Annotated in this window: 11 protein-coding genes; 6 read left to right on the forward strand and 5 right to left on the reverse strand. The window is 53.1% G+C overall.

From position 1 onward, the window contains the following. The first annotated feature begins 216 nt into the window (after nt 1-216). On the forward strand, nt 217-1,146 hold the full coding sequence (locus L6H70_RS00645) for a hypothetical protein (RefSeq protein ID WP_236328452.1): 930 nt from the start codon (nt 217-219) through the stop codon (nt 1,144-1,146). Between the two features lie 77 nt (nt 1,147-1,223). Here L6H70_RS00645 and L6H70_RS00650 read toward each other — a convergent pair whose 3' ends face one another. Continuing rightward, complete coding sequence (locus L6H70_RS00650; RefSeq protein ID WP_236328461.1) at nt 1,224-2,075, reverse strand: SDR family NAD(P)-dependent oxidoreductase; 852 nt, start codon at nt 2,073-2,075, stop codon at nt 1,224-1,226. A gap of 192 nt (nt 2,076-2,267) precedes the next feature. Between L6H70_RS00650 and L6H70_RS00655 the strand changes: the two genes are divergently transcribed. The 3 genes from L6H70_RS00655 to L6H70_RS00665 all read left to right on the forward strand — a co-directional run bounded on the left by L6H70_RS00655 (nt 2,268) and on the right by L6H70_RS00665 (nt 4,936). Continuing rightward, the gene (locus tag L6H70_RS00655) at nt 2,268-2,714 is read left to right on the forward strand and encodes a MerR family transcriptional regulator (protein WP_236328463.1); all 447 of its coding nucleotides are present in this window, start codon (nt 2,268-2,270) and stop codon (nt 2,712-2,714) included. Between the two features lie 109 nt (nt 2,715-2,823). After that, nucleotides 2,824-3,918, forward strand: a complete 1,095-nt coding sequence (locus L6H70_RS00660) for a glycerol dehydrogenase (RefSeq protein WP_236328465.1) — start codon at nt 2,824-2,826, stop codon at nt 3,916-3,918. Between the two features lie 199 nt (nt 3,919-4,117). After that, nucleotides 4,118-4,936 carry a divergent polysaccharide deacetylase family protein gene (locus tag L6H70_RS00665; RefSeq protein WP_236328467.1) on the forward strand — a complete coding sequence of 273 codons (819 nt, stop codon included), beginning with the start codon at nt 4,118-4,120 and terminating at the stop codon, nt 4,934-4,936. On the opposite strand, the gene L6H70_RS00670 is transcribed toward L6H70_RS00665, so the two are convergent. Next, nucleotides 4,923-5,672, reverse strand: coding sequence for an N-acetylmuramoyl-L-alanine amidase (locus L6H70_RS00670; RefSeq protein WP_236333037.1), 750 nt, complete (start codon nt 5,670-5,672; stop codon nt 4,923-4,925). The two genes, L6H70_RS00665 and L6H70_RS00670, sit on opposite strands and share 14 nt — an antisense overlap. A gap of 174 nt (nt 5,673-5,846) precedes the next feature. Here L6H70_RS00670 and L6H70_RS00675 point away from each other — a divergent pair, with 174 nt between their 5' ends. Beyond that, nucleotides 5,847-6,035, forward strand: coding sequence for a YqzE family protein (locus L6H70_RS00675; protein ID WP_236328475.1), 189 nt, complete (start codon nt 5,847-5,849; stop codon nt 6,033-6,035). Nucleotides 6,036-6,154: 119 nt separating this feature from the next. Here the strand turns inward: L6H70_RS00675 and L6H70_RS00680 are convergent, their stop codons facing one another. From L6H70_RS00680 to L6H70_RS00690, 3 genes are all read right to left on the reverse strand, one after another. After that, nucleotides 6,155-7,225 (reverse strand): hypothetical protein, encoded by a 1,071-nt coding sequence (locus tag L6H70_RS00680; RefSeq protein ID WP_236328477.1) that lies wholly within the window; start codon nt 7,223-7,225, stop codon nt 6,155-6,157. Nucleotides 7,226-7,381: 156 nt separating this feature from the next. Continuing rightward, complete coding sequence (locus tag L6H70_RS00685) at nt 7,382-8,431, reverse strand: YqhG family protein (protein ID WP_236328478.1); 1,050 nt, start codon at nt 8,429-8,431, stop codon at nt 7,382-7,384. Next, entirely contained in the window at nt 8,428-10,167 is a 1,740-nt protein-coding gene (locus tag L6H70_RS00690) for a DEAD/DEAH box helicase (RefSeq protein ID WP_236328494.1), read from the reverse strand. The genes L6H70_RS00685 and L6H70_RS00690 overlap by 4 nt, the downstream gene beginning before the upstream one ends. A 393-nt stretch (nt 10,168-10,560) precedes the next feature. Between L6H70_RS00690 and L6H70_RS00695 the strand changes: the two genes are divergently transcribed. After that, complete coding sequence (locus tag L6H70_RS00695; protein WP_236328504.1) at nt 10,561-13,200, forward strand: adenosylcobalamin-dependent ribonucleoside-diphosphate reductase; 2,640 nt, start codon at nt 10,561-10,563, stop codon at nt 13,198-13,200. Nucleotides 13,201-13,278: the final 78 nt, after the last annotated feature.

Genomic DNA, 13,278 nt, shown 5'->3' on the forward strand with positions numbered 1-13,278 from the left:
TATTAACCTAAATTCAGCGGACGTTTTTGACAAGAGGATCGCCATAGCTAGTCTCCCTCAAATAGATGGTTATACCTTCTTTGATTTCCGTCTTCCAATATCCTGCAAATGTTTCTCCTGGGAAATGAAGGACCTCACAGCTTTTCTTCCGGCAGTCCAGTTTAATACGGGTATATGGAATTTTCTGAATCCTATAACTGGAAAAGGGGAATGTTGATGAAGACACTCACACCCGCGGAATTTGAGGTTATCAAAAACTGGATTTACCGCAACGCCCGTCCGCTGGATCTGGCACGGTGGAAATATCATTTCGAAGAGGGGGATCTGCCGGCTGTACTGGAAGCATTGGCTGCTTACCAGAATGAGGACGGCGGGTTTGGACATGCTCTGGAAGCGGATGCCTGGAATCCGTATTCTTCGCCAATTCAGACGGGTACAGCGGTGGAGAGACTGCTTGAGATTCATTTTCAAGATAACACCCACCCGGTCGTGCGAGGTATATTGAATTATCTGGACAGCGGAGCCGAGATGGACGGAAACACGTGGCGTAATGTTATTGCCTCCAACAACGATTATCCTCATGCGCCTTGGTGGCATACGGACTCGGACAGTACAGCCCGCAGCGTGTTTAACCCTACGGCAATTCTGGCCGGCTTCATTCTGCGCTTTGCTGACAGGGAGAGCAGGCTCTATACACGGGGCCTCAGTATCGCCAAAGAGCTTGAGGAGATTTTTTTGCAGGATCCCCATATCGAAATGCATCCGCTGATCTGTATGGTTACGCTGCTGGAGTGTATGGATGCGGCCGGTGTGCAGGAACAGTTCGCCTATGCAGAACTGAATGCAGCTGCAGCGAAGCAAATTACGGTGCTGCTGGAGAGAGATGCCGGAGACTGGAGCGGATACACCTGCAAACCCTCGGCATTCCTCAAAACTCCGGAAAGTTTAGGGTTCAGTGACAACGCTGCTCTGGTTCAGAAGGAACTGGATTACATATTGGAAATCAGGAATCCGGAGGGATTATGGAACCTGAACTGGACCTGGGCCGGCTATGAACAAGCATTTGCGATCAGTGAGAACTGGTGGAAGGCGCACATAGCGATTGAGAAGCTGTTGTTATTGCGGGCGTTCGGGCGGCTGGACTAAACGATTATCAAGCAAATAGGCAATCAGAGCAGCGTCCTCCCGTTACTTGGTAGGACGCTGCTCTGATTGTTTGGCTATTAGCGGCTTGCAGCAAATTCATGCTCATAGATCTTCTGAACCTTATTCAGAACAGCGGGACCTTGATCGGCGAATTTAAGCTTGGATATTTCGTCCTTGATCAGGAAGACACCAGGCTCATTCTTATGCTTGCCAAGCGCCGCGTTGTACAGCAGACCGGCTCCATAGCTCGGATGCCGGAAGAACATTTTCATAATCGGCTTAAGCCAGAAGGGAAGGCCGGATTTTTTACCGCCGCGGATCGTATTGTTGCCTCCCGGGTCGGCACTGCGGATCCTAATTCCCTCACCTGCCAGCTGCGGGGCGATTTCTTTTGTCCATAGAGATAGCGCCATCTTGGAAGTGGCATAGGGTCCAAAAAGCTTCTTGAACTCTGCCGGACGTTCCAGCTGGGCAGGGTCAAACTTCTTGAGGCTGAGCGTAGCATTGGAAGAGGTATTAATGACTGTTCTCAAAGAGCCCTTAAGCAGCAGCTCCTTCAGCTCCATGGTGATAATATACGGGACAACGGCCTGCAGCTCGAAATGCATCTCACGCCCCTGTTTGGAGTAGCTCAGCTCCGGGAAGCTGCCGCCGGCGTTATTGAACAGCAGATCCAGACGGGATTCGCCCAGCCTGATCTTCGCTAATGCAGCCCGGAGACTGCCGAAATCAGACAGGTCTGCTGTGTAAATCCGCAGCTGCTTGCTGTTTAGTGCATCACGGATCTGGTCGTCATCAGAGGGAAAAGCTGAACGGATCAGAGCAGCGATCTGCCAGCCCTCGGCAAGCATCCGGCGGGTCAGTTCTAGTCCGATGCCGTTGTTGGCACCTGTGATAAGCGCGGTTTCGGGTTTAAGTTGTATAGTCATTTTAATCTCTCCTTATCTTTATCATCTAGACCAGATAAACTGTGTGCTGTCGTTGCTTATCTGTGAATTGCGCTCATTGTATAACTTGGAGTCGACTCCAAGTCAAGGCATTGATTTGCACAAAAAATTAGCTTGACCTGGAGCTGACTCCAAGTTATACAATAAAGAAATGAAGAAGTAGGAGGTGGCAAGATGAGTGAGGCGGGCGTAATGACAACGGGGTACTCCATCAAAGCTGCATCAGAGCTTACAGGAATTACGGAGGATACGATTCGGTATTACGAGAAGATTGGACTCCTGCCCCGGGCACAGCGGAAAGAAAACAGCCACCGGGTATACACTGAGGGGGATGTTGAGCTGATGAAGCTTATCTCCTGTCTGAAAAAGACGGGCATGCCGCTGGATGAGATGCGTCCGTATCTGAATCTGTCGCGTGATTCCAATCTTTCAGAATATCCCGAGCTGTATGACAAGATCCAGATCCACAAGCGGAAGATCCTGGATCAGATTGCTTCCTTGCAGCAGATTGTAGATTTTATTGACACCAAGGTCAGTGAGGGCAACTTTGGAGAGAGAAAAAGGAATGAGGATTGTACTCTTACAGGAGATGTTAAACGCATGCCAGTCCGAAATAAATAGAATTTGATGAATCAAGTGCTCCAATCTGCCGGGATTGGGGCTTTTTTAATTGCCCGCTGCCGTTTTCTTGCTTACAATAAGTAGCGGTTGGAAAAAGGAGGAAATCAAGATGAGACAGATTACTTATTCCCCGTCCAAGTATATTCAGGGCGAAGGGGAGATTGCCAGACTGGGTGCTTATTGCTCGCAGATGGGAGTCGGGGCGGCTTATGCCATCATTGACCCGTATATTCTCGGCGTATATGGTCAGGAGATCCGAAACAGCTTTGCAGAGGAGTCGCTGCCGCTGACAGAACGTGAGTTCAAGGGTGAATGCAGTATGAACCAGGTGGAGCACATTGTTGCCGGGCTCGATCTTGACACGGTAGGGGTCATTCTGGGAATCGGCGGCGGTAAAACACTGGACACGGCCAAAGCCGTCAGCCATTATGCGAACCTGCCGGTGGTCCTCGTGCCTACGGTGGCTTCCACTGATGCCCCCTGCAGCGCCGTGTCGGTGTTGTACACCGAAGAGGGAGCCTTTGACCGCTACTTGTCTTTACGGCGGAGTCCGGATACGGTTATCGCAGATGTCGGGCTAATCGCTAAGGCACCGGCCAGATTGCTGGCGGCAGGTATGGGCGATGCCCTCTCCACCTTTTACGAAGCCAGAGCCTGCCGCAATTCAGGCGCTATCACTGAAGCCGGAGGGACAGGCTCCATCGCTGCCATCTCGCTTGCCAGGGCCTGCCTCGAGACGGTTCTATCGGAAGGGGCAGAGGCCCTGCGGGATGCCCGGCAAGATATTGCTTCTGAGGCGGTTGCACATATTGTAGAAGCGAATATTTACCTTAGCGGCATCGGGTTCGAAAGCGGCGGCCTTGCTGCTGCCCATGCTATCCATAACGGCCTGACGCTGCTGGAAGAATGCCGTCATATCCTGCACGGGGAGAAGGTTGCCTTCGCGACCCTTGCACAGCTGATGCTGGAGCAGGCTCCGGAAGATGAAGTTTCTGCTGTGGTCAGCTTCTGCCGTGAGACAGGGCTTCCGGTGACTCTGGAACAAATGGGACTTTCCGGCATTGCACCAGAGAAGCTTATGAGTGCTGCGGCGGCCAGCTGTGCAGCGGACGGCCCAATGGGTAATATGCCGTTTACTGTAACCCCGCAGGATGTATTTGAAGCTATTGCTGCCGCAGACCGCCGGGGGCGACAGGCTGTATAACGATTGTTAATTATTGCGTACCTTGCCGGTACATATTTACCCTTCGTGTTCCAAACAATGAGAACAATGGTTACAGAAGACGAGGGAGGCGTTTCTTTTGACAAAGTATAATCCGGCATGGTTAAAATGCACAAAGCGGCTATCCTTGACCGCGATTGTTATATTAATGACCGCACTGTTTCCGGGAGGTCCGTCAGTGATGGGGGCAGCTTCGGGGCAGCGCCAGGATACTGCTCTACACACCGCCGTACTTACTGAGCCCGCCGGGGACAGTAAGGCAGCTGAGGTGCAGGAAAAGCCGCTGCGCCCCGCCCGCAGCCGAGTAGCGATCATCGTCGATGACTTCGGCAATGGGATGCGGGGTACAGACGAGATGTTCACACTACCGGTGAAGATTACAGCGGCTGTAATGCCATTTCTGTCTACGACGGAGAAGGATGCACGTCGTGCTCATGAACACGGCTATGACGTATTGGTGCATCTCCCGATGGAACCGCGACAAGGGAAGCCGGAGTGGCTTGGGCCGGGTGCTGTTCTGACCCGCATGACGGATGCAGAGGTGCGTGAACGGGTGGAAGCCGCGTTGGATAATGTGCCGTATGCGGTAGGCATTAACAATCATATGGGCTCTAAGGTAACCGGTGATGAACGTGTGATGGGTATTGTACTTGCTGTATGCAAAGAGCGCGGGCTGTTCTTTGTGGACAGCCATACGAATTACCGTTCCGTTGCGGGCAGAATGGCCAGGGAGCTTGGACTGCCCCCTGTAGAGAATCATATCTTCCTTGATGATGTTCACTCTGCCGGCCATGTCATGAAGCAGATGCGTCTTGTAGAGCAGCGGGCAAAAAGCCAGAGATATTGCGTGACGATCGGCCATGTCGGCATTCAGGGCAAAGAGACCGCAGCGGGTATCCGCAGCGGTATTGCCGCAATGAAGGACAGTGTGGACTTTGTCGGCATCTCTGAGCTGGTCAAGGAGGAGTGGAAATGGAATACGCAGCTCACACTTCCATAAGATAGGCAGCTATGCCGCCAGCAATGGCTTCAGCGATTTCCTCCTGGCCATGTGGAGTACAGAGCTTACTGCGGTCCGCCGGACTGCTAATAAATCCCGCCTCAACGATAACCGTTGTGGCGGTTATTTTGTTGAGCAGATAGAAGGGTTTGCCCTGTCTGGGAGCTGCATTTATATCATAAATCTGGTTAAGCTGGTCCTGAATGGAGCGGGCAAGCAGAAAGCTCCTGCCTTCCTGGCGGTACAGCACCAGCGGCCCATGCTTAGACGGCGAAGGCGCCCAATTGATATGAATGCTGACGACGACATTCGCCGGAAGCATTTCAGCCAGCTCCTTCCGCTGGGCCAGATCCCGAAGATGACGGGAAGAGCTGCGCAACCAGCGGTTCTCCTCGCTTGGCGCGTAATCCCCAGAACGATTCAGGATTGCATCGAACCCGTCGCTGCGCAGCAGGAGAAATAAACGCTTGGAGATAGCAAGCGTAATATCTTTTTCCAGGATGTCGCCATGGGATGTCCCGCCGTCAATTCCCCCGTGGCCGGCATCGATCAGAATGATCCGCTGATCATGGCCCAGCATTTGCTGCCTTTCCTCCTGCCGCCCGGAAGGGGAAGCGGAAGGCTCCTGCACAAACTTTGCGGCATCAGCCTGTCCGGCCAGCAGAGCCAGCAGACCGGCAGAAGCCAACAGAATGGACCATCTCCGCCATACAGGGTTTATCCTGCGGTAGCTCATGTTTCTCAAGTGCATGACCTCCTTGCACATTGTTAATCTTCATCCAAATGGATACTTTGTTAGATTGTGCTGTTATAGGCAAGTCTATACGAATTACCGTTCTCCTGTTTAGACACAGCTAATCTGGAGCACACTATGGATATTAGATCCTTCGAAGAATAAGGAGGTGGCGATATGGCTTCGGGCGGTGATGATCTGGTAAAGTATATTACCGAAAAAGTAGTGGTCTATATGGAGGACCCGCGGGCCAGCCGGGCGCGCAGAAAAGCCGAGAAACAGCCATGGGCGGAAAAATGGTTCGGTATGCTGCCGCTGGGACTGTCGATCTGGCGGAGCAAGTGGAGTGATGGCGGCCGCAAGTAGCGGTACTGAGGAATAAGTTTCCACTTGTTTCGGCGAATATTCTGATAAAAAAACAACCTTCCCAGCCGTATACGGCAATTTACGGGAAGGTTGTTTGGTGTGAGGCGGCTGCCTGAACTTTACTTCAGCATAAAGTCAGCTGCCTGAATAATCGTGCCGGATGCAATATTCTGGGATTGCGGGAGCTTATGCAGCGTCCCTGTCTGCTGCAGCGCGGTAAGAGGAAGATAACGCCGTCCCTGCAAGCCGGAGGCGGCATATATAACTGTCTTTGCTTGGTTTGGACTCCCTTGAGCGGGGAGCTGCCAGCTCTGATAGCCAGTGATCATAAATGGTGCGCCTGTCGTATCATTTTTGCCGGCTGACTGAAAGGCCAGGGCGCTCCCGCTGCCTAGCAGTACCGCGACATTGTCCCCGTTCACCAGTTTGAGCTTGGGACTGGCCAGCCACTGTAAATCGGCATACGGGTCATCCTGCCCGCCGCTCCGGAAAGCGCGCTGCGGAGTCCAGCTGTGCTCCACGCTGGTCACTGTGCCTGCTGCAGGCAGAGTTCCATTCAGGACGGACTCGGCCTTGCTGAGACTCCAAGGCAGAATTTCCAGGGTTAAGGCGTTAATATAGTAGGTTTGTTTATCGAGTGTTAATTTCCATACCGGCAGCATGGGAGCGTAGAGCGCTGTTAACTCGGTTTTACCTGAATAAGTTGAAGGTATAAGTTCTTCCTGCACCAGAAACTGGCGCAGCTCTGTCATACTGTAAGGGAGTCCGGAAGTTCCGGCACCGTATTCACTGAGTAAATATCCGCCGTCTTGCGTAGCAGAAACGATTAGATAACCTATGCGTTGTTCCCCGTTCTTCACATTGACCAGCCAGCTGTGTGTGCCCGGGCCGAGCGGGTAAAATTCGGTTTTGGCATTTTTCCACTCTGTAAATGGAGCGGCTGCAGACAGCCTGCTAATGGTGAGTGCAGTGAAATCCTGAAGGGATTGTGGAGATGGTAGTGCCTTCAGAGTAAGTCCGGGCTGAAGCTCAAGAGAAACCGCTTGTGAAACGGTGATGCGGCTGCCCTGAGCCTCCGTAGCAGATGGAAAACCGGAAGCGATGGGGAACAGGGTTAGCCCCAGACACAGAATGAGAAGAAGACGGCCGCGCCGCCTGGACGCTGTCCTTGACCTTACGTTTGAGTTCATGAAAGTCAGTCACCTTTCTTTGTCCATATTCGTACGGGCTTGTCCTATACCCATTATTGTAGAGTACAAGCTCTGAAAAGGCTGTTGCTTGCTGTCGCGCTGCTGCTTTGGAATTTCGCTGTTTTTTTGCCTGCTTTTAGCGGACCTAGTCGCATTCTATGTGCTGCGCAGGTGAAACAGACCATAGGTTACGGCAGAAACTGCAATTTGCGGCTCATATTGCCAGGCTGTCTCTTTGCGGCGGCGGTTGTACTGCTCCTCTATGGCCTGCTTTTTCTCTTCATCCGGCTCCTTCAGAAGCTCCTCATAATAGATATCTACGATGCTCAGCTCCAGACGCAGCCGTTCGCGGGCTTCCTCAGCCCAGGTATAGTCGAGCGCGGCCAGCTGTGAGGTCAGATAGCTTTCCAGTCTATCTGCTCCAGCGGCAACATTCATCTCATAAGGCTGGATATGAATGTTCTCCGGCAGACGGGGTGTCAGCTCCAGGGCGTTTAGTCTGGAACCGAAATCCTCGGTAATTTTCCCGGTAGCAAGCGATATGCCGATAAAATGTAGCTCTTCCCGCTTAAGATCACAGGTCATCTCCACCTTATAGCACACACCCAGCCAAGGCTCGTAAGCGGCAGAGAACAGAGTCGTCCGCTGTCTGCTGCCCGGGTCCTCGAACAACTGCAGACATTTGCCTTCTTCCTTGGCCGCAGCCCAGATTTGCCGCAGCCGCTTGCTTCCGTAGATAACATCCTCGCGGCGGATCATTCCCGGACCAATCCGCGGCAGTGCCGGGACAATGCCGAAGTACCGGGCAAGAATACTGTCCTGCGGATCGGTGGAGACGCCGGGAGGGGCTCCGCTTGCTGCTGCCGACGCGTTATCCGCCCCGGCTTCCATCTCTGTTCCGCCGGAAGTCAGCGCCGCACCGGCAGGACGGTTCAAGCCGCCGGGCGGGCGCGAGGGAGGCGGCGACTGTGCTGCGGCAGAGTCGTATTTCTCCGGGTCGAACACGAAGGTAAAAGACAAGGTCTCCGGGTCTACACCGGTGCGTTCAACAAAACCCCAATAGTAAGGCCGATCGGTCAGCATCCGGTCTGCACGCGGCGAGAGCTTGACCGTTACATGCAGCGGCGATACTTCAATCAAGGAGCAATCGGTCGCTTCCAGATAATCCATTACCTGCTTGCGAACCTCTAGCGGACTAAGTGTCATGGCATTATTTCCTTCCGGGTTTCGTGGGACAGCTCGCTTAGCGATTCGCCGATATGGTCAAGACCGCTGCGCAGTTCTTCATCGCTTCTCGCTTCGAGCATGATCTTGTAGAGGCTTTTCTCCAGCGATTCCTTCTTCTCGAACCGCTCCAGAATCACATCGAGTCCGCCGATAACCATTTCGAACATGTTGATTTTTTCGTGGAGCAGGTGCAGGATATGCTCTTCAATCGTGCCTTCGGTGGACAGATTATAAATGACAACATCATTTTGCTGGCCCAGCCGGTGAACCCGGCCGATCCGCTGCTCCACACGCATCGGGTTCCACGGCAGATCAAAATTGATCATATGGTGGCAGAATTGCAGGTTAATCCCTTCACCGCCGGCTTCCGTGGCAATCATGACCTGGGCCCGGCCGCGGAACAGATCCATCATCCAGTCTTTCTTCCCGCGGTTCATGCCGCCGGAATAGGACACGCACTGCAGCCCGTGCTCACGGAAGTATTGCAACAGATATTCCTGAGTGGCGCGGTATTCGGTGAAGACGATGACCTTTTCATTCATATCCCGGATCAGCTCCATCGTTTTCTCCGCTTTCGTGTTCGTTTTGACAGTGCGGATGCTCTGCAGGAGATCCATCATCCGTTCACGCTTTGGAGAATCAGCCGGAAGCTTTTTGATCAGGTTGACCAGTGTTATGAAAACGGCATCTCGGCTGCTGCATACCTCACGCTGAAGGGTCACCAGGGAGAGCATGCTGCTGAGATTGCCGCCTGATTCCTGATATTGGTCTTTGACAAAAGCCGTTACTCCGTCATATAATGCCTTTTCCTCCGGTGAGAGCGTGAGCGGTATATTCCGGACTTTTCGCTTGGTGAAGTTGACAGGCCCCTCGCCCCGCCGGTTGCGGATCATGACCTTAGAGAGCTCGCCGCGCAGCTGGACTTCATTCTTCGGCTGGCGTTTATCCACAACAAAGTTGGCGGCGAAATCGCCCTGGTTGCCGAGCTGTCCCGGCTTAAGCAGGGTGATCAGATTGAACAGCTCGCCGAGATCATTTTGTACGGGAGTTGCGGTGAGCAGAAGACAGTATTTTTTACGAAGCTGCTGCACAAACTGGTAGTTGGTCGATTTCTTATTTTTCAGCTTGTGCGCTTCATCGATAATGAGCATGTCGAATTCCGAGCTGAGCAGCAGCTCCTTATGGGGATCGCGCTTGGCGGTATCCATGGAGGCCACCACAATGTCATTGCCCCAGGAGTAAGATTTTTTCTGTGCGACTGCCGTGATGCCGAATTTAGTATTCAGCTCCCGGACCCATTGCAGCACGAGTGAGGCGGGTACCAGAATCAGCACCTTGCTCACAAGGCCCCGCACCAGATATTCCTTGAGGACGAGTCCTGCTTCAATGGTCTTACCCAAACCGACCTCATCGGCGAGAATTGCCCGGCCGGACATTTCAAACAGCACCTTATGGGCGGTATCGAGCTGATGGGGCAGCGGGGATAAGCCGGAAAGATGCTTCATACACTGCAGTTCGTCGAAGCTGGTGACAAGTCCAGATTGTTCACCCTGAATGGCCAGGCGGGTTAATCTCCAGTCCCCCCAGGGTCCGCCCTTGTCCAGTTTCGATTCAAGATCATGCAGCCAGTTTCGCTCAAAAGACAGAGGGACGGGCAGCAGCGGGGCGGGTGTGCTTCCCTCCTGCGGCAAGGAATTGCGGGATAATTGCGTCATGTTGCAGCCTCCTCCGGCGCGGTTTCATATAAGAATTGCGTAGAAGTAGTATGCGCGTAAAAGAGAGAATTCATAACTATACAAAGTATTCTTGTAGAGCAGACGTGCTGATTTTGCGGTCTTTTTTTCATGCTGAATCTGATAAAAAAGCGAGAAAAAGTGAGAAAAAGCGGCTCAAAGCTGATTTTTCGCGATAAGGCTTCCTTTTTCGAAAAAGAACTTCGATACAATATGTGGTATAGTTGAAAAGCTGGTTCACACAATATATTGTTACAAAAGCTTGAAATTATTGTTTACGGAGGGCTTTTGGCGGTTATTTGATATTGACAAGAGGACTCCACATGACTACTTGCAGCGGAAGATTTACATATTACACACCGGGAGGTTTTTCTATTGAGTACAGTGGAACGCAAGCAGCGCCTTGAAGGGCTAAGTGAGAAAATATTTTTGGACCGTTATGCCTGGAAGGATGCAGACAGCAACAATGCCAAGGTTGGCGATGTTGTGCTGGTCCTGACCAAAGATGATCCCAAATTTCCGACAAAGGAAGTGGGGGAGATTGTTGAGCGCAACGGCCGGATCGTTACCGTCAAGACGCGCAGCGGGGAACTGGTGCAATCGGATGTAGAAAAGCTGACGCTTAATATAGAGAAGACTCCGGAAGAAATGTGGGACCGTCTGGCCGCTGCCATGGCTTCTGTAGAGAAAACACCTGAACTGCAGGAAGAATGGACAGGCCGGTTCCGTTCGATTCTGGATGACTGGAAGCTTGTACCGGGCGGACGGATTGCTGCAGGTGCAGGGGCAAGTGAAGAATTGACCCTGTTCAACTGTTATGTTGTGCCTTCGCCAAAAGACAGCCGCGGCGGCATCATGCAGACCCTTTCGGAAATGACCGAAATTATGGCCCGCGGCGGTGGTGTGGGGATCAACCTGTCCTCGCTGCGCCCACGCCGAGCAATTGTGAGAGGCGTCAACGGCTCGTCGAGCGGTTCTGTATCCTGGGGCGGATTGTTCAGTTACACAACCGGACTTATTGAGCAGGGCGGCAGCCGCCGCGGGGCACTGATGCTGATGATCAATGACTGGCATCCGGATGTTGTTGATTTCATCACTGTGAAACAGACCATGGGCCAGGTGACCAATGCCAACCTGTCGGTATGCGTGAGCAATGCCTTCATGAAGGCAGTCAAAGAGAATCTGGACTGGGAGCTGGTCTTCCCGGATACAACGGACCCTGATTACGATACAATCTGGGACGGGGATCTGGATAAATGGAAAGCGGACGGCCGTGCGGTTATTCCTTATCGTACCGTCAGAGCGCGTGATGTCTGGCATACGATTATTGAATCAGCCTGGAAATCGGCTGAGCCGGGTGTAGTGTTCATGGAATATTACAATCAAATGTCGAATAGCTGGTACTTCAACCCGATTATCTGCACGAATCCGTGCGGTGAGCAGGGTCTTCCGGGCTGGGGCGTCTGCAATCTGTCTGCCGTCAACCTCTCCAAATTCTACGATGCGGAGAATCATGATGTGGATTGGGCAGATCTGGCGACAACTACCCGTTATTCTGTGCGTTTCCTGGATAATGTTATCGACAAGACGCCTTACCACTTCCCTGAGAATGAAGCCAACCAGAAGCTGGAACGCCGCGTAGGTCTGGGTACTATGGGTCTGGCTGAGCTGATGATCAAGCTGAACATCCGTTACGGCAGCCCGGAATCGCTGGAGTTCCTGGACAAGCTCTACGGCTTCATGGCCCGCGAAGCGTACCTGGCTTCGGCGGAAATCGCCGGCGAGAAGGGTTCCTTCAAGGCATTTGATGCCGAGAAATATCTGCAGAGCGGATTTATGCGTAATATTACAGAGGTCTATCCGGAAGTCGGCGAATCGATCCGTAAGCACGGCATGCGTAACGTTACCGTGATTACCCAGGCACCAACAGGTAGTACCGGTACAATGGTCGGCACTTCGACCGGTATCGAGCCGTACTTTGCCTTCAAATATTTCCGCCAGAGCCGTCTTGGCTATGACGAGCAGTTCGTGCCGATTGCCCAGGAGTGGCTGGAAGCCCATCCGGGTGAAGAGCTGCCAGATTACTTCGTGACTTCCATGGATTTGTCAGCTAAAGACCATATCCGCGCACAGGCAGCCATTCAGCGCTGGGTGGACAGCTCGATCTCCAAAACAGCGAACTGCCCGTCTGACTTCACCGTCGAAGAGACAGCCGAGCTGTATGAAATGGCCTTCGATCTGGGCTGCAAAGGCGTAACGATCTACCGGGACGGCAGCCGCGATGTGCAGGTGCTGGAAACTTCGAAGAAGGAAGACAAGAAGGACACACCGGCAGCAGAACCTACTGCAGAAGAAGCAGCTCCGGCCGCGGCGGCAACAACCGCAGTAGCAGCAAGTCCTGCACCACAGGCCAATGTGGTGGACAAACAATACAAGAAACGCCCGCAGGTGCTGCGCGGCGCTACTTATAAGATCAATACGCCGTTCGGCATGGCGTATATCACCATCAACGACCTGGACGGCATTCCGGCCGAAATCTTCCTGAATGTCGGCAAAGCCGGCTCCGACGTCTTCGCCATGGCGGAAGCCCTGGGCCGTGTCTGCTCGCTGTTCCTGCGTTACGGCGACCACGGCGAGAAGGTCGAGCTGCTGATCAAGCATCTCAAGGGCATCGGCGGCTCCGGCGCCATCGGCTTCGGCGCGAACCGCGTCGAGTCCATCGCCGACGCAGTGGCCAAGGCCCTGGAAACCCATGTGCTGAACAACGCACAGGATGACCACGTGGCGGCGCCAATCGCAGCCACGCTGGAGCTTGATTTCAATGAAGCGCTCAGCGCGGAGCTGAAATCTAGTGTCCCTGCTGCCGCTGCTACGAATGATGGTCACGGCGGCCATTCGGCGCACAGCCATTCGACCGCTTCCCGCGACCTCTGCCCATCCTGCGGCAGCGCTTCGCTGGTTAACATCGAAGGATGTAAGACCTGCAGCAACTGCGGGTATAGCCGGTGCGGGTGAGGGAATTCAGAACATGCATTTTTGGTTTATTAAAATGATTTAATAATATTTCATTAAATATAAAGGTGGCAGTCTAGA

It is taken from the genome of Paenibacillus auburnensis, assembly GCF_927798115.1.
GTDB lineage: Bacteria > Bacillota > Bacilli > Paenibacillales > Paenibacillaceae > Paenibacillus_AQ > Paenibacillus_AQ auburnensis.